The following is a 15,587-nucleotide window of genomic DNA, read 5'->3' as shown; positions in this document are numbered from 1 at the left end:
CGCGGACGCGTCACGGAGCCCGAGGGGCGGCCGTGCCGCGGGCCGGCTTGATCGGCATGGCCGGGGCTCGACCGCGGCTGTTGCCGCACACCCGATAGAAGCGGTGCGGAAAGTGTCGGGTGATCGGGACCGATGTCGCCGCACGATGGGGGAATGGATGACACGACCTTGGTATCCCGCTTTCTCCGCGACGGCTTCGTGAAGTTGGAGGGTGCCGTCGCGCCGCGCGTGGCCGCGGACTGCGCGCGGCTACTGTGGCGAGAGACGGGCTGCGAACCGGACGATCCGGCGACGTGGACACAGCCCGTGCACTGGGTGGCAGGCCTGGCGCAGGGGCCGTTCGCCGCCGCACCCAACTCCCCGTTCCTCCACCACGCGTACGACCTCCTCGTCGGCGCGGGACGCTGGGAGCCGCGCTACTCGCTGGGCACGTTCCCGCTGCGCTTCCCGCACCAGGAGGAGCCGGACGACGCGGGCTGGCATATCGAGGGCAGCTATCTGCCGGAAGGCGAGAGCTGGTACTTCACGAATGTGCGCTCCAGCGGCCGGGCGCTGCTGATGCTGTTCCTGTTCAGCGAGGTCGGTGAGGAGGACGCCCCGACCCGGATCCGGGTCGGCTCGCATCTCGACGTGCCGAAGGTGCTGGAGAAGTACGGGGAGGACGGGGCGAGCGGGCTGGATCTCGCGCCCGACCTGGTGGCGGTATCCGACCACCGGCCGCTCGCCCTCGCCACCGGGTCCCCGGGCGACGTCTTCCTGTGCCATCCGTTCCTGGTGCACGCGGCGCAACCGCACCATGGGACGCGACCGCGCTTCATGGCCCAGCCGCCGCTGATGCCGGCCGCGCCGTACGAACTGGAGCGGGCCGACGGTGCGTACTCGCCCGTAGAGATCGCGATCCGCCGAGGTCTTGGACAGGACACTCCCGGTCCGGACGGAGACGGCACCGACGGCAGCGCCGGGTAGACGCGCTCGGCGCGGCGGGCGGGGCACGGGTGGGTCATCGACGGAGGCGGGGATAGCGGTGGGTCCGCGGGTGAACGGCCGCAACGCACGATTCCAGCAGTGGGAGGCTCTCCTCCGGAACCGGACCAAGCGGCAGCGTCGCGGTGAGTTCCTCGTGCAGGGCGTGCGCCCGATCACCATGGCCGTCGAACACGGCTGGCAGATCCGAGAGCTGCTCTACGACACCGGCGCTCAGCCGTCCGGCTGGGCGCACGAGGTCCTGGACACGGTCCGAGCCGAGAAGATCGCCGTCGCCCGTGAACTGATGCACGAGCTGGGAGGCAAGACGGACACGGTTCCGGAGCTGCTGGCCGTGGTCGCGCTGCCGGAGGACGACCTGTGCCGGATCCCGGCCGCGCCGACCATGCTCACCGTCGTGTTCGACCGGCCCACCAGCCCCGGCAACATCGGGACCCTCATCCGGTCCGCAGACGCCTTCGGCGCCTCCGGGGTCATCATCACCGGCCATGCCGCCGACGTATACGACCCGAAGGCGGTCCGGGCGAGCACCGGCTCGCTGTTCGCCCTACCCGTGGTCCGGGTGCCCTCACACCAGGCCGTTCTGTCCTGGGTCGCTGACGTCCGCGCCGCTGGCATCGGCATGGGCATCGTGGGAACCGATGAGCACGGCGCACCGGATGCCGCCGAGTACGACTTCACGCGACCCACGCTGACCTTGATCGGCAATGAGACCGCCGGTCTCAGCTCCAGCTGGCGCGAGGCCTGCGACCAGCTCGTCCGGATCCCGATGTCCGGGTCCGCCAGTTCCCTGAACGCGGCGACCGCCGCGACTGTCGTGCTGTACGAATCGGCACGCCAGCGGAGCGCAGCCGCCCGGCGGTAGCGCACTGATCGCAGGCGACGGCCCGGCGCCGGACCGAACACCAGCGCGCTTAGTTGGCGCAGTCCTGCCTGTCGAGGAGCAGGCCCAGCTGCCTGACATTGCCGGCCGGTCGCCGGCCGTGGAGACTGCTGCGGTGCTCTCCGACGCCGGCGCCGCCGAACTCTACGACCTGCTGAACCCCTGGGACGCCGAGCTGTATCCCGGTGACGCGTTCTACAACGGCCTGGTGATGGCCGCGGACGCCGTGCTGGACGTGGGATGCGGGACAGGAGGCATGCTGCACCAGGCGCGCGAACGCGGGCATCCCGGACGGCTCGTCGGGCTGGAGCCGGACCCGGCGGCGCTCGCACGGGCCCGGCGGCGCACCGACATCGAGTGGGTGGCGGGCACCGCCGCCGAAGCGGCCTGGGACCGGGAGTTCGACCTGGTGACGATGGTCAGCCACGCGTTCCAGTGCCTCGTGGGCGACGACGAGCTGCGCGCCTCCCTCACCGCGATCCGGGCGGCCCTCCGGGACGGGGGCCTGTTCGCGTTCGAGACGCGTCACCCCCAGGCGCGCGCGTGGGAGGACTGGAATCCGGCGAACGCCTCCGATGTCGTGGACGCGTCCGGCCGCACGCTCCGGACGGCGCACCGCGTCGAGTCGGTCCGCGGCGACGTCGTGACGTTCACCGAGACGACCAGCGGCCCGGACGGCGCCGTCCTGCGGGTCGACCGCTCGACCCTGCGTTTCCTGGACGTGCCGGCGCTGGGGGCGTTCCTGGCCGAGGCCGGTTTCGCGGTCGAGGCGCAGTACGGCGACTGGCGGCGCGGTCCCGTCACCGGCGGCAGCCGCGAGATCGTCACTCTCGCGCGCCGCGTCTGAGGTCCGCCAGGGAGGTCGTTCGGGTAGGCCTGCCGCCGAGGTAGACGGTTCAGGCCGTCGGGGTCCGGGTCACGACGTAACGGGCGGGGAACTCGCCGCCGCCGTGCACCGCGATGTCCGCGCCGGTGACGTAGGACGACAGGCCGCTCGCCAGGTAGAGGCAGGCGCCCGCCACGTCGGCGGGCACCGCCATCCGGCCCATCGGGATCACCCCCGCGACGGCCGCGCCGCCGTCCTCGCCGTACACCTGCGCCGCGGCCTCGGTCCGGACGAGACCGGTGGTGATGTGGTTGACCCGGACCTTCGGCGACCATTCGAGGGCCAGCGCCCGGGTGAGCGCCAGCAGCCCCGCCTTGGCGGCGGAGTAGGCGGCGATGCCCGGCTGCGGGTCATGGGCGGCGACGCTGCCGATGTTGACGATCGAGCCGCCGCCCTCCTGATCCTGCATCACCCGGTTGGCCGGCTGCGCCACGTGGAACGGCGCCAGCAGGTTCAGATCCACGACCCTGGCGACGAAGCGCGGGGAGACCGTCGCCGCGTCCGCCGACGGCGAGCCCCCGGCGTTGTTGACGAGCACGTCGAGCCGGCCGAGCAGGCCCGCCGTACGCTCCACCAGCTCCGCGGCCGCCGCGGCGTCCCGGACGTCCGCGGCGACGAAACGGGCGGTCCGGCCGCCCGCGCCGGGCAGGGCCGCCGGTTCGGCGCGCCCGCAGACGACCACCTCTGCCCCGGCCGCGAGGAACGCCTCCGCGATCGCGAACCCGATGCCCCTGGTCCCGCCGGTGACCAGCACCGCCCGGCCGGTGAAGTCCATCGCCGTGCCCATCGCCGTGCCCATCGCGGTGTCCGTCCCCATCCCGTCGCGTCCCTCCCGAGAGCGGCCCTTCCGGTCCCGGGGAGGGTACGGCCTCGCGCCGGGGGCCGGAGAGCGCGTACCGGTCACCGGGACGCCGCGCCGGGGAGCGGGCGCGTGTACCGGTCACCGGGACGGCGGCCCGCGCGGCCGGAGGCCGGGCGGCACGATGGACCCCGGTGTCCGGTCTTCGGGGGTCCGGGCGGATTCCGGTGGCCTCCGGTGGCCTCGGCCGGATTTCGGTGGCCTCCGGTGGCCTCCGGCGGAACAGGGGAGACCCATGAGCGAGAACGGCGCGCTGACGATCCCGGGCGTCCTGGACCGCGCCGCGCGCGACTTCCCGGAGACCGAGGCCGTGGTGGACGGTCCGGTCCGGGTGACGTACCGGGAGTTGCGCGACCGGGTCCGCGGAGCGGTCCGGGCCTTCGCCGCGTCCGGCGCCGGGCGGGGGGACCGGATCGCCGTCTGGGCGCCGAACGGCCTGGAGTGGATCGTGGCCGCGCTGGGCGCGGTGAGCGCCGGAGCGGTACTCGTCCCGGTCAACACCCGCTACAAGGGGGAGGAGGCGCGCTGGGTGCTGGCGAGGAGCCGGGCGCGGACGCTCTTCGTCGAGGACGGCTTCCTCGGCAACGACTACCTGGCCATGCTCGGCGCGGGCGCCGATGCCGTGGACGGCGACGGAGCCGGGACCGGGCTCGGGATCAGAGCCGAGGGCGGGGGCGGGGAGGGGACCGGGGGCGGTGGCCGGCCGGTTCCGGGACTGCCGGATCTCGCCGCCGTGGTCGCGTTCGACCGTGAGGCGCGACCCGGGACGACGAACTGGGAGGCGTTCCTCGCCGGGGGCGCATCCGTCCCCGAGGAGACGGCGAGGGCCCGGTCGGCGTCGGTGGCCGCCGGGGACGTCGCGGACGTGCTCTTCACCTCCGGCACCACGGGCAGGCCCAAGGGGGTCATGTGCACCCACGGCCAGAACGTCCGGACCTATGAGGCCTGGTGCGGCCGGACCGGCCTGTCGCCGGGGGACCGCTACCTCATCGTCAACCCGTTCTTCCACTGCTTCGGCTACAAGGCGGGCGTGCTCGCCTGCCTGCTGCGCGGAGCCACGATGGTGCTCCAGCCGGTGTTCGAGCCCGGCGAGACGATGCGGCTGATCGAAACCGAGCGGATCACCGTCCTGCCCGGTCCGCCGACGATCTACACGACGATGCTGGACGCGCCGGAGCGCCCCCGGTACGACCTGTCCTCGCTCCGGCTCGCCGTGACCGGCGCCGCGACGGTCCCGGTCGCGCTGGTCACGCGCCTCCGGGCCGAGCTCTTCCCGCAGGTCGTCACGGCGTACGGGCTCACCGAGTCGTGCGGCACGGTGACCTCCTGCTCGCTCGACGACGACGACGCGACCGTGGCCGGCACCTCCGGCCGCCCCATCGAGGGCGTGCAGGTCGCGGTGGCCGACGGTGCGGGCCGGCCGGTCCCCGCGGGGGAGGACGGCGAGATCCTCGTCCGCGGGCACAACGTGATGCTCGGCTACCTCGACGATCCCGGGGCGACCGCGGAGGCGGTCCGGGACGGCTGGCTGGTGACCGGAGACCGGGGCCGCCTCGACGGGCGCGGCAATCTGACGATCACCGGCCGGTCGAAGGACATGTTCACGGTCGGCGGGTTCAACGTCTACCCGGCCGAGGTCGAGCAGGTCCTCGCCCGCCACGGGGCGGTCGCCGAGGCCGCCGTGGTCGGGGTCCCCGACGCGCGGCTGGGCGAGGTCGGCCGCGCCTACGTCGTGCTCCGGCCCGGCGCCGCCGTCACCCCGGAGGCGCTCGTCGCGCACTGCCGGGCGGCGCTGGCGAATTTCAAGGTGCCCCGGGAGGTGCTCGTCGTCGACGGCCTGCCGCGCAACGCGGCGGGGAAGGTGCACAAGGCCGCGCTCCCCGGCGGTCCGGCGGAGTCGTGAGCTGCCGAGGCGCCACCGGCGGCTGAGCCTCGCGGGCGAGGACGGCGGCCAGGAGAGCCGGAGCCGTCCGGACCCCGCCGGTCCGCAGGGCGGCTCACCGCTGACGGCGTCCCTGAGCGCTTCCTGTGCCCGGGTGCCTCTCCCCAGGACCCGGGCACAGGAAGCGCGGCCTGCAGAGCAGCAGAACCGCAGCGGAAAGCGGCGCCGGTGTTCGCGATCGGGCCGCCGGACGATTGTGCCGGACCGGTCCGGCGGGGCGCGTCCGGCGCCGGATTGAAAAACCGTCTGCGACTTCCGCGGTACACGGCTACCGCGGAAGTCGCAGGAGCCTCCACGCAGTCCGTTCCCGAAAGCATCGCCGCCACCGGTAGCACCCCTCCGGTGGCGGCACCCCGGCGCTCAGACCCCGTAGACGGGCTCGGGGGCGGCGGCGTCGGCCAGCAGGCCGGTGATCACCGGGCCGAGGTCGGCGGCCTCCCAGCGGGCGCCGTTGTCGGAGGCCGGGCCGTGCCGGAAGCCCTCCATCACGCAGATCCGGCCGCCCTCGACCTCGAAGACGCGCCCCGTCACCCCTCGCGACCCGGCCGAGGCGAGCCAGGCCACCAGGGGTGAGACGTTCTCCGGGGCCATCGCGTCGAAGGAGCCGTCCCGCGGGGCCGTCATCGTCGCGGCGAAGACCCGCTCGGTCATCCGGGTCCGGGCGGCCGGGGCGATCGCGTTGACGGTCACGCCGTACCGGGCCAGCTCGGCGGCGGCCACCAGGGTGAGGCCCGCGATGCCCGCCTTGGCCGCGGCGTAGTTGCCCTGCCCCACACTGCCGAGCAGGCCCGCCCCGGACGAGGTGTTGACCACCCTGGCGTCCACCGGCCGGCCCGCCTTGGACTCGGCCCGCCAGTGCAGCCCGGCGTGCTTGAGCGGCAGGAAGTGGCCCCTGAGGTGGACCCGCACCACCGCGTCCCACTCCTCCTCCGACAGGTTCACCAGCATGCGGTCGCGGAGGAAGCCCGCGTTGTTGACCAGCACGTCCAGTCGGCCGTACGCCTCCAGGGCGGTCTCCACCAGGCGCCGGGCCCCGCCGCCGTCGGCGACGTCGGAGCAGTCGGCCACCGCCTCGCCGCCCAGCGCGCGGATCTCCTCGGCCACCCGCCGGGCGGGGCTCTCCGACCCGCCCTCCCCGGCGGCGCTCACGCCGAGGTCGTTGACCACGACCCTGGCGCCCTGCCGGGCGAGCTCCAGGGCGTGCGCGCGGCCGAGGCCGCGCCCGGCCCCGGTGACGACGGCGACGCGGTCCTTGCAGATCATCGTCGGCTCTCCTCAGCGGTGACGGCGGGGCGGAAGGGCCGGCCCGCCTCCCCGCGAACTCGGGGAGGCGGTCACGCCGTTCCTTTGCTACCTTAATTTCTAACAAATGTTTGGTGGAAAGGCAGCCTATGGGAATCTCCACCAGGAAGCACGGCGACGGCGTCCGCGAGATCGTCGTGGACGTCCCCCCGGTCAACGCCCTGCCGGTGCAGGCCTGGTTCGAGCTGGCGGAGGCCGTGCGGGAGGCAGGGGGCGACGCCGGGAGCCGGGTCGTGGTGCTCCGCGCGGAGGGCCGGGGCTTCAACGCCGGGGTGGACATCAAGGAGATGCAGGCCGCCTCCGGGTTCGAGGCGCTGGTGGGCGCCAACCGCGGCTGCCACGCGGCGTTCGCGGCCGTCTACGGGTGCGAGGTGCCGGTCATCGCGGCCGTGCACGGGTTCTGCCTGGGCGGCGGCGTCGGCCTGGCGGGCAACGCCGACATCGTGGTCGCCGCCGAGGACGCCTACTTCGGCCTGCCCGAGGTGGAGCGGGGCGCGCTCGGAGCCGCCACCCACCTGGCCCGCCTCGTCCCCCAGCACCTGATGCGCGCGATGGTCTACACCTGCCGGAACGTCACGGCGGCCGAGCTGCACGCGTTCGGCTCGGTGCTGGCGGTCGCGCCCGCCGATCGGCTCCGCGAGACCGCCTTCGAGGTCGCCGCGCAGATCGCCGCCAAGGACCCCTACGTGATCCGCCGGGCCAAGGAGTCGCTGAACGGCATCGACCCGGTCGACGTCAACCGCAGCTACCGCTTCGAGCAGGGCTTCACCTTCGAGCTCAACCTGATGGGCGCCGGCGACCGGCACCGCGCCGCCTTCGTCACCGAGAGGGCGCGGGGATGACGGGCTCCCGGGAGCGGGCCCGGCGCGGCGGGCGGGACGGCCGACGGGGGGACGGAGCCGTCCGTGGAGCGGGGGAGGAGCGGTGAGCGCGCCGATGAGCAAGGTGATGACGGCCGAGGAGGTCGTCGCCTCGCTGGAGAGCGGCATGACGGTCGGCATCGGCGGCTGGGGCTCGCGGCGCAAGCCGATGGCCCTGGTCCGCGCGGTCTGCCGGTCCGCCCTGAAGGACCTGACGATCGTGTCGTACGGCGGGCCCGACGTGGGCCTGCTCTGCGCCGCGGGCAAGGTCCGCCGGGTGGTCGCCCCCTTCGTGACGCTCGACTCGGTCCCCCTGGAACCGAACTTCCGGGCCGCCCGGCAGAACGGGACGGTCCGGCTCACCGAGTACGACGAGGGCATGTTCATGTTCGGCCTGCTCGCCGCGGCGCACCGGCTGCCGTTCCTGCCGACCCGCGCCGGGCTCGGCTCGGACGTCATGCGGGTCAACCCGGAGCTGCGCACGGTCCGCTCGCCGTACGACGCCGCGGGGAGGCCGTACGGCGCCGCCGGGGAGGGCCCGGGGGAGGACACGGGGGCGGACGCGGAGGGGAGCGCGGAAGGGAACGCGGAGGGGGAGGGCGAGGAGCTGGTCGCGGTGCCGGCGCTGACGCTGGACGCGGCTCTGATCCACCTGGACCGGGCCGACACCCGCGGCAACGGCCGGTACCTCGGTCCCGACCCCTACCTGGACGACCTGTTCGCCAAGGCCGCCGCCCGCACCTATCTGAGCTGCGAGCGGCTGGTGGACCCGGGTGAGCCGGCCGGGCCGCCGCAGACGCTGCTGGTCAGCCGGATGCACGTGGCCGGAGTGGTGGAGGCTCCGGACGGCGCCCACTTCACCGAGTGCGGGGACCGCGGCCGCGACGAGGCCTTCCAGCGGCACTACGCGGCCTCGGCCGCGGCCCCGGAGGCGTGGGCGGCCTTCACCGGCCGGTTCCTGTCCGGGGACGAGACCGCCTACCGCGACGCGGTGCGGCGCTGGCACGGGGAGCGGGCCGGATGAGCGCGCTCCGCACGGCGGGCCCGGACCGCCGCGGAGCGACGACCGGTCCCCGCACCGGGAGCGGCACAAAGGAGGGGACCCGATGAGCGCGAGTCGCGCGGAGGTCTGCGTGACGGCCTGCGCCGAGGCCTGGCGCGGCGACGGCGAGATCCTGGCGGCGGCGATGGGCACCTGCTCGGTCCTGGGGGCCCGGCTGGCCCGGCTCACCTTCGAACCCGGTCTGCTGACCACCGACGGCGGCGCGCTGCTCACCGCCGAGCCGGTGCCGATCGGCGCGCCCGCGGGCCCGGCGGAGGGCTGGCTGCCGTTCCGCGACCACCTGTGGCTGGTGCAGAACGGACGGCGGCACGTGATGATGGGCGCCTCCCAGATCGACCGGTACGGCAACACCAACATCTCGGCGATCGGCGACTGGACCCGGCCGGTCTCGCAGCTGCTCGGCGTGCGCGGCGCCCCCGGCAACACGCTCTGCAACCCGACCAGCTACTGGATCCCCCGCCACTCCACCCGGGTGTTCGTGCCGAAGGTGGACGTGGTCAGCGGGGTCGGCTCCGACCGCGCGGCGGAGCTGGGCGCGCGCGCCTCCCGCTTCCACGACCTGCGCCGGGTCGTGACCGACCTGGGCGTGCTCGACTTCGGCGCGCCGGACGGGTCGATGCGGCTGGTCTCGGTCCACCCCGGGGTGGAGGCCGAGCGGGTCGTCGCCGCCACCGGCTTCGACCTGGCGATCGACGGCGACGTGCCGCAGACCCGGTGGCCGACGGACGAGGAGCTGCGGCTGATCCGCGGGCTGCTCGACCCCCGGGGACTGCGGGACCGGGAGGTCCGGGCATGACCTTCCGGCGCCCGCGGACTCCGGCGGGGCGGGCGCCCGCCCCGCCGGTGCTGCGGGAGCCGCGTGCCCGGGAGGTGCGTGCCCGGGAGCCGCGTGCCCGGGAGGTGCGTGCCCGGGAGCCGCGTGCCCGGGAGGTGCGTGCCCGGGAGCCGCGTGCCCGGGAGCCGCGTGCCCGGGAGGTGCTGCGGAAGCCGCGTGCCCGGCAGGCTCTGCGGGAACCCCGCGTCCGGGAGGCGGGAGCGTGATCGACCAGGTGCTGGACACGCCGCTCACCCGCCTGACCGGCGTCCGCCACCCGGTCGTGCAGACCGGCATGGGCTGGGTGGCGGGACCGAGGCTGGTCTCGGCGACGGCGAACGCCGGCGGGCTCGGCATCCTCGCCTCGGCCACCATGACCCTCGACCGGCTCGCCGCCGCCGTCGAGGAGGTCCGCTCGCGCACCGACGCGCCCTTCGGGGTGAACCTGCGCGCCGACGCCTCCGACGCGGACGACCGCGTCGATCTGCTGATCAGGCACCGGGTGAGGGTCGCCTCCTTCGCGCTGGCCCCCCGCCCGGAGCTGATCGCCCGGCTGAAGGACGCGGGCGTCGTGGTGATCCCGTCCGTCGGGGCGCGCCGCCACGCGGAGAAGGTCGCCGCGTGGGGCGCCGACGCGGTGCTCGTCCAGGGTGGCGAGGGCGGCGGCCACACCGGGCCGGTCGCCACCACGCTGCTGCTGCCCCAGATCGTCGACGCCGTCGGCATCCCGGTGATCGCCGCCGGGGGCTTCTTCGACGGCCGGGGCCTGGCCGCCGCCCTGGCGTACGGCGCGGCGGGCGTGGCCATGGGCACCCGGTTCCTGCTCACCTCCGACAGCCCGGTCCCGGACGCGGTCAAGCGGCTCTACCTGGCCGCGTCGGAGACCGTGGTCACCCGCCAGGTGGACGGCATGCCGCACCGGGTGCTGCGCACGCCCCTGGTGGACGGGCTGGAGGGCACGGGCCGCCTGACCGGTCTGGTCCGCGCGGTGCGCAACGCCGCCCGTTTCCGGAAGGTCTCCGGCATGTCCTGGCCGGAGATGATCCGCGACGGTCTGGCCATGAAGCACGGCAGGGAGCTGACCTGGTCCCAGGTACTGATGGCGGCCAACACCCCCATGCTGCTCAGGGCGGCCATGGTCGACGGCCGCCCCGACCTCGGCGTGCTGGCCTCAGGCCAGGTGGTGGCCCTCATCGACGACCTGCCCTCCTGCGAGGAACTGATCGACGCCGTCGTCACCCGCGCCGCCGGCGTCCTGCGGGACCCGCCGGGCCTGCGCCTGCCGCCCCCGGGTCCGTGACCGGTCCGGCCCCGGGTCCGTGACCGGTCCGGCTGCGCGGCCTGCGGGCCCCCGACGGGTCAGGCCGTGCCTTCGCGGCCGCCTCAGCCGCGCGGCACCGCCCGGCCCGCGAGCGCGCGGTCGATCAGGCCCTCCAGGCGGGCGATCGCGGGCCGCCAGTCGGCGGGCACCTCGTGGCAACGGGTGGCCTGCCGGCCGCGGTGGCTCAGCGTGTAGGTGAAGTGGTCGGCGATGTCGCAGCCCGCGGAGGAGGAGCGCCACGTCGAGACCGCGTCGAGCTCGCGGCGCAGGGAGCGGAACTCATCGTCGGTCAGCCGGAACTCCGCGCTCCTCGCGGTGCCGCGGACCCGGGCCGCGCCGTCCCGGGTGATCGTGATCGCCTGGTCGATCCCGGCGAAACCGCCCGACTTGTGGAAGGCGATCCGCGCGGAGCCGGTCGCGGACGGAGCCGGGACCTCGGCCCAGGCCGTCGTGGAACCGGCCGTCGCCACTGCCAGCACCACCGCGAAGAACAGTTTCCTCATCATGAAGACTTCCCTTCGAATATCGCATCTATTTTACCGTCGACGATTTTCGATCTATGCCGGGGAATGGCGGCGAAAAGGCGCGCGCCGTCCGCGCGCGGGCATGGGCCGGCGCGCGGACGGCGTGAACGCCGGTGGGCGCCGCCGTTATCCCCGGGCGGCCGTCTGGCCGGAGGGCGGAGAACCGCGGCTCAGAAGGCGAAGAGGGCGCCGCCGGTGGCGCGCACCGCCGTGCAGCGGTTCGAATAGGTCTGCGTGAAGTGCCGGTGCCGGCCGTTCCAGACGCCGGTGGCGGTGACGCGGACGGGGGCGTACTCCCGCGTGCACATGCCGGGGTCCTCGGGGATGCGCTCCACCCTGCCGGCGGCGCGGCGGAGCTGGTCGCAGGCCGCCGCGGCGTAGGCGTGCGTGCCTCCGTCGGGACCGCACGTCAGCGTCACCGTCCTGACCGGGGACGATCCGAGCTCGGGCTGCACGGTCAGGACGTACGACCCGCCCGGAGCGCTCGGCCCGGAGGGGGCGGCGGCGGCGGGCGGGGTCCACAGCAGCGGCGTCAGGGCCGCGGCGGCGACCAGCGCGAGCCGGGCCGCACGACCGCCGGTGAATCGGCTGATGCTCATCGATGCCTCCATCTGGTTGTACCGCGGTTGCGGTTTCCGGTACGGCGGGCGGCGAAGGGGTTAATCACCGCCCGTCCTTCGGAGGAAGGATTGGAAATCCGATGCCGGTAGGCAGGGGATCCTTTCGCGATGAGATGTTAGGACGGGAATATCTCTCGGGCAAACCGATGCGTGTCCGCATCCGGACAGCTGATTGATATTTCAATCAGAAAGCGCTTCCTCAGCGGCCGGCGTGCCCGGTCCCCGAATACGGCATCCGCACGCGGCCACCCCCGTCGGCGACGCCGCGGCCCAGGTCGCGTCTCCACGTGAATGTGGTAATCCGAAGCGACGGATTTCCACGGCGGACTTTCTTCGCCGCGTTTTTCCAAGAAAGTGATATGGGTCACATTCCGCTGCGGGCGCGTGCGCCCGGACGACCGCCCGGCCTCGTCGGCCGGGGGTCAGGCGCCCGTCAGAGCCGTGACGACACGGGCGCGGTGGTCGGCGGGGGAGCCCCAGGCGGTGTGCAGGGCGCGGGCCCGGCGGATCCAGAGGCCGAGGTCGTACTCGTCGGTGTAGCCGACCGCGCCGTGCACCTGCAGGGCGGTCCGGGCCGCCGCGTAGGCGGCCTCCGAGGCCGCAGCCTTGGCGGCCGACACGTCGCGCGGGAAGTCCGGCGAGCCGTAGGCCAGCGCCGCGCCGTACACCAGCGGGCGGGCGTACTCCAGGCCGACCAGGGTGTCGGCCAGGCGGTGCTTGACCGCCTGGAAGGCGCCGATCGGCTGCCCGAACTGGTGCCGGGCCCCGGCGTACTCCACGGTGGCCTCCAGCAGGCGGCGACCCAGTCCGACCAGCTGGGCGGCGCAGGCCAGCGTGCCCAGGTCGCAGGCGGCCTCCGCCGCCGCGCGCACCGCCGGACCGGAGGCCAGTACGGTGCCCGCCGTGACCGGGGAGAGCCGCCGGGCGGGATCCAGCGAGGACCGCACCGCTCCCGGGACGGCCTCGCAGAGCCGGTCGCCGTCCACCAGCCAGACCGCGTCGGCGAGGTCGGCGTCCAGCGCGTACGGCACGGCCGGCGGCAGGACCAGCGAGACGGCGGCCGCGCCCTCCGCGATGCGCGGCAGCCACTCCGCCGCGAGCCCGTCGCCGGGGGAGCGGCCGAGCCGTGCCAGGAGTTCGGCGGCGGCGGCGGTCTCGGCCAGCGGCCCGGGTGCGGCGTGCCGCCCCAGCTCGTGGAAGGCGGTCACCAGTTCCACCGGGAGCGGCCCCGCTCCGCCCGCGGCCTCGGGCACCGCCGGTGCCAGGACCCCGGCCCCGGCGAGCGAGCGCCACAGGGCCCGGCAGGGTTCCGGGTCCCCCCAGGCGCGGGCGCGGATCACGGCCGGGGTGTCCGCCCCGGCCAGCAGCCTGTGCAGGGTCTCGCCGAACAACCGCTGTCCGGCGTCGAGGACGAACTTCACCGCGGCCCCCTGGGCAGGCCGAGCACGCGCTCGGCGATGACGTTGCGCTGGATCTCGTTGGTCCCGGCGTAGATCGGCCCGGCCAGGGAGAAGACGTAGCCCTCCAGCCACTCGCCCGCCAGTTCGCCGTCGGGGCCCAGCAGGTCGAGCGCGGTCTCGTGCAGCGCCAGGTCCAGCTCCGACCAGAAGACCTTGTTGACGCTCGACTCGGCCCCGGCCCCGTCGGTGCGGGAGACGGTCTCGAAGCCCTTCAGCCGGTAGGCGCGGGCCCTGATCCAGGCGTCGGCCACCCGGTCGCGCAGCGCGCCGTCGGCGGGGTCGGCGCGCTCGCGCCAGAGCGCGACCAGCCGGTCGGCGGCGGCCGTGAACCGGCCGGGGCTGCGCAGGGTGAGCCCGCGCTCGTCGCCGGCGGTGGACATCGCCACCCGCCAGCCCTCGCCCGGCGCGCCGACCACGTCGGCGTCCGGCACGAACACGTCGTCGAAGAAGAGCTCGGCGAAGGCGGGCCTGCCGTCCAGGCGGCCGATCGGGCGGCGGGTGAGGCCCTCGGCGTCCAGGGAGAACATCAGGTAGGTGAGGCCGCGGTGCCGCTCGGCCCGCGGATCGGAGCGGAACGGGCCGAAGCCCCGGTCGGCGAAGGCCGCGCGCGAGCTCCACGTCTTCTGGCCGTTCAGCCGCCAGCCGCCGTCCACCCGGGTCGCGGTGGCGCGCAGCGAGGCCAGGTCGCTGCCCGACTCCGGCTCGGACCAGGCCTGGGCCCAGACGACCTCGCCGGAGGCCATCGGCGGCAGGATCCGCTCCCGCTGCTCGGGGGTGCCGTGCGCGAAGAGCGTCGGGGCGAGCAGGCTGACGCCGTTCTGGCCGACCCGGCCGGGCGCCCCGGCGGCGTGGTACTCCTCCTCGAAGACCAGCCACTCCAGCGGGCTCGCGTCCCGCCCGCCGTACCGGGCGGGCCAGGAGACGACCGACAGGCGCGCGTCGTACAGCTCGCGCTCCCAGACGCGGTGCGCGGCGAAGCCCTCCGCGGTCTCCAGCGAGGGCAGGGGGGCGGCGGGCACGTGGGCGCGGAGCCAGTCGCGGACCTCGGCGCGGAACGGCTCGGCGGACGACAGGTCAAGATCCATCGGCGGCCGCCTCCGCACTCGCGGAGCCGGACCCGCCGGTGACCGCCTGAGCGGTCCCGGTCCCGGTCCCGCCACCGATCCCGCCGCCGGTCCCGGTGGCGGCCGCCGCGCCGCCGGGGTCGGACCCGCCTGCGGCGGCCTTCATGCTCCCGGGGTCCATGCCGGCCAGGGCGTCGGCCGAGGTCTCGGCGTTGTGCGCGTGGGCGAGGTGGTGCAGGCCGAAGACCGAGTCCATCCCGGCGTGCATGCCCTGCAGGTCCTCGGCCTGGTTGACGGCCTTCTTGGCCAGCGCCAGGCCCAGGCGCGGCATGGCCGCGATCCGTCCGGCCAGCGCGAAGGTCTCCTCCGCCAGCCGCTCGCGGGGCACGACCCGGTTGACCATGCCCACCTCGTGGGCCCGTCCGGCCGTCATGCGGTCACCGGTGAACAGCAGCTCCTTGGCGACGCGCGGCGGCATCGTCCAGGGGTGGGCGAAGTACTCCACGCCGGGGATCCCCATGCGCACCACCGGGTCGGCGAAGAACGCGTCGTCGGAGGCGACGATCAGGTCGCAGACCCAGGCGAGCATGAGCCCGCCCGCGACGCACGCGCCCTGCACCATCGCGATCATCGGCTTGGGGATCTCCCGCCAGCGGCGGCACATGCCGAGGTAGACCTCGGACTCGCGGGCGAAGCGGCTCTCGGCGCCCTGTTTGCCGACGTGGTCCCACCACAGGCCGGCCCTGCGCTCGAAGGAGGCGTGCGCGTCGCGGCCGGGGCTGCCGATGTCGTGCCCGGCGGAGAAGTGGGGGCCCTCCCCGGCCAGCACGGCCACCTTGACCTCGTCGTCGGCGGCGGCCCGGTAGAAGGCCTCGTCGAGGGCGTAGGTCATCGCGGAGTTCTGCGCGTTGCGGTACTCCGGGCGGTTCATGGTGACCACCGCCACGGGTCCGCGCCGCTCGTAGCGGACCACGGTCATCGGGGGGACCCTTCCGTTTTTCTAAC

At 74.7% G+C, this 15,587-nt stretch carries 15 protein-coding genes; 8 read left to right on the top strand and 7 right to left on the bottom strand.

Annotated elements, in window-relative coordinates; all coding sequences use genetic code 11:
* Positions 1 to 153: 153 nt before the first annotated feature.
* The 3 genes from IEZ06_RS08045 to IEZ06_RS08035 all read left to right on the top strand — a co-directional run bounded on the left by IEZ06_RS08045 (position 154) and on the right by IEZ06_RS08035 (position 2,714).
* Positions 154 to 966 carry a phytanoyl-CoA dioxygenase family protein gene (locus IEZ06_RS08045; protein ID WP_189236014.1) on the top strand — a complete coding sequence of 271 codons (813 nt, stop codon included), beginning with the start codon at positions 154 to 156 and terminating at the stop codon, positions 964 to 966.
* 70 nt (positions 967 to 1,036) lie between these two features.
* Positions 1,037 to 1,849, top strand: a complete 813-nt coding sequence (locus IEZ06_RS08040; RefSeq protein ID WP_229797876.1) for an RNA methyltransferase — start codon at positions 1,037 to 1,039, stop codon at positions 1,847 to 1,849.
* Between the two features lie 133 nt (positions 1,850 to 1,982).
* Positions 1,983 to 2,714, top strand: a complete 732-nt coding sequence (locus IEZ06_RS08035) for a class I SAM-dependent methyltransferase (protein WP_189236013.1) — start codon at positions 1,983 to 1,985, stop codon at positions 2,712 to 2,714.
* A 49-nt stretch (positions 2,715 to 2,763) separates the two neighbouring features.
* Here the strand turns inward: IEZ06_RS08035 and IEZ06_RS08030 are convergent, their stop codons facing one another.
* Positions 2,764 to 3,570 carry an SDR family oxidoreductase gene (locus IEZ06_RS08030; RefSeq protein WP_229797875.1) on the bottom strand — a complete coding sequence of 269 codons (807 nt, stop codon included), beginning with the start codon at positions 3,568 to 3,570 and terminating at the stop codon, positions 2,764 to 2,766.
* A gap of 277 nt (positions 3,571 to 3,847) precedes the next feature.
* Between IEZ06_RS08030 and IEZ06_RS08025 the strand changes: the two genes are divergently transcribed.
* Positions 3,848 to 5,515 (top strand): AMP-binding protein, encoded by a 1,668-nt coding sequence (locus IEZ06_RS08025; protein ID WP_189236012.1) that lies wholly within the window; start codon positions 3,848 to 3,850, stop codon positions 5,513 to 5,515.
* Positions 5,516 to 5,914: 399 nt separating this feature from the next.
* Here IEZ06_RS08025 and IEZ06_RS08020 read toward each other — a convergent pair whose 3' ends face one another.
* Complete coding sequence (locus IEZ06_RS08020) at positions 5,915 to 6,817, bottom strand: SDR family oxidoreductase (RefSeq protein WP_189236011.1); 903 nt, start codon at positions 6,815 to 6,817, stop codon at positions 5,915 to 5,917.
* A gap of 128 nt (positions 6,818 to 6,945) precedes the next feature.
* Here IEZ06_RS08020 and IEZ06_RS08015 point away from each other — a divergent pair, with 128 nt between their 5' ends.
* The 4 genes from IEZ06_RS08015 to IEZ06_RS08000 all read left to right on the top strand — a co-directional run bounded on the left by IEZ06_RS08015 (position 6,946) and on the right by IEZ06_RS08000 (position 10,893).
* Positions 6,946 to 7,698 (top strand): enoyl-CoA hydratase family protein, encoded by a 753-nt coding sequence (locus IEZ06_RS08015; RefSeq protein ID WP_189236010.1) that lies wholly within the window; start codon positions 6,946 to 6,948, stop codon positions 7,696 to 7,698.
* Positions 7,699 to 7,804: 106 nt separating this feature from the next.
* A complete protein-coding gene (locus IEZ06_RS08010; RefSeq protein ID WP_203871918.1) occupies positions 7,805 to 8,740 on the top strand; it encodes a CoA transferase subunit A in 936 nt (311 codons plus the stop codon).
* 82 nt (positions 8,741 to 8,822) lie between these two features.
* Positions 8,823 to 9,575, top strand: a complete 753-nt coding sequence (locus IEZ06_RS08005) for a CoA-transferase subunit beta (RefSeq protein ID WP_189236009.1) — start codon at positions 8,823 to 8,825, stop codon at positions 9,573 to 9,575.
* Positions 9,576 to 9,819: 244 nt separating this feature from the next.
* Positions 9,820 to 10,893 (top strand): NAD(P)H-dependent flavin oxidoreductase, encoded by a 1,074-nt coding sequence (locus IEZ06_RS08000; RefSeq protein ID WP_229797891.1) that lies wholly within the window; start codon positions 9,820 to 9,822, stop codon positions 10,891 to 10,893.
* A gap of 83 nt (positions 10,894 to 10,976) precedes the next feature.
* On the opposite strand, the gene IEZ06_RS07995 is transcribed toward IEZ06_RS08000, so the two are convergent.
* The 5 genes from IEZ06_RS07995 to IEZ06_RS07975 form a co-directional block, all read right to left on the bottom strand.
* Positions 10,977 to 11,420 carry a hypothetical protein gene (locus IEZ06_RS07995; RefSeq protein WP_189236008.1) on the bottom strand — a complete coding sequence of 148 codons (444 nt, stop codon included), beginning with the start codon at positions 11,418 to 11,420 and terminating at the stop codon, positions 10,977 to 10,979.
* 188 nt (positions 11,421 to 11,608) lie between these two features.
* Entirely contained in the window at positions 11,609 to 12,037 is a 429-nt protein-coding gene (locus IEZ06_RS07990) for an SSI family serine proteinase inhibitor (RefSeq protein ID WP_189236007.1), read from the bottom strand.
* A 443-nt stretch (positions 12,038 to 12,480) separates the two neighbouring features.
* On the bottom strand, positions 12,481 to 13,479 hold the full coding sequence (locus IEZ06_RS07985; RefSeq protein WP_189236006.1) for an acyl-CoA dehydrogenase family protein: 999 nt from the start codon (positions 13,477 to 13,479) through the stop codon (positions 12,481 to 12,483).
* Positions 13,476 to 14,603, bottom strand: a complete 1,128-nt coding sequence (locus IEZ06_RS07980; protein ID WP_189236005.1) for an acyl-CoA dehydrogenase family protein — start codon at positions 14,601 to 14,603, stop codon at positions 13,476 to 13,478. Before IEZ06_RS07980 ends, IEZ06_RS07985 begins: the two co-directional genes overlap by 4 nt.
* Positions 14,593 to 15,561, bottom strand: coding sequence for an enoyl-CoA hydratase (locus IEZ06_RS07975; RefSeq protein ID WP_189236004.1), 969 nt, complete (start codon positions 15,559 to 15,561; stop codon positions 14,593 to 14,595). The genes IEZ06_RS07980 and IEZ06_RS07975 overlap by 11 nt, the downstream gene beginning before the upstream one ends.
* Positions 15,562 to 15,587: the final 26 nt, after the last annotated feature.

Source organism: Planomonospora antibiotica, assembly GCF_014647955.1.
GTDB lineage: Bacteria > Actinomycetota > Actinomycetes > Streptosporangiales > Streptosporangiaceae > Planomonospora > Planomonospora parontospora.
Note: the sequence above shows the minus strand (reverse complement) of the source record. Positions and strands in the feature narration are given on the sequence as shown.